Origin of the sequence: Limosilactobacillus viscerum (genome assembly GCF_947387525.1) — a bacterium.
Taxonomy (GTDB): Bacteria; Bacillota; Bacilli; order Lactobacillales; family Lactobacillaceae; genus Limosilactobacillus; species Limosilactobacillus viscerum.
This window is the reverse complement of record NZ_CANDNW010000078.1, coordinates 1-485: the sequence shown is the minus strand read 5'-3', so window position 1 is coordinate 485 and position 485 is coordinate 1. Positions and strand designations below refer to the sequence as shown.

Sequence of the window (485 nt, the reverse complement as noted above, 5' to 3'; positions counted from 1 at the left end):
TGAACTGTATCTAGTTCCCAATGGCCAATTTCGGACCGTTGGTCCGCAGTTTGAGGTCGTTGAGCAATATTAGGCCCCAAGCACCTTTTAGCTTGCGGATGAGTTCGATGATGCTTACGTTTAGGTTTTTCAAAGAGGTCTAAATTGGACGTACGAAGCACACCCTCATTAATCCATTGATATAAAGTTACAACCGACTTTGGGATCAGGGTACCATCATTCATTAAATCTCGAGCCTTATAAATAACCGCTTGTGGGGAGTAATGGTGGTCGTCAAACTCACCAAGCATTAGCTGATCAGCTAATCGTAAAAATTGCTTTGAAGAATAATATAAGCGACGACGACCAGAATGGCGGTGATGTTCAAGATATGTGGCCTGACCAGCTTCATAACTATAGATGTAGTAAGAATATTCGTAAATCTTACCATTAGATTTTTGACGACGAAGTTGGCGGACCGTACCACGGTTGAGCTCGTTATTAAT

At 42.1% G+C, this 485-nt stretch carries 1 pseudogene; it reads right to left on the bottom strand.

From position 1 onward, the window contains the following. Positions 1–485, bottom strand: a pseudogene (locus tag QOS07_RS09320) (IS30 family transposase); the annotation flags it as partial.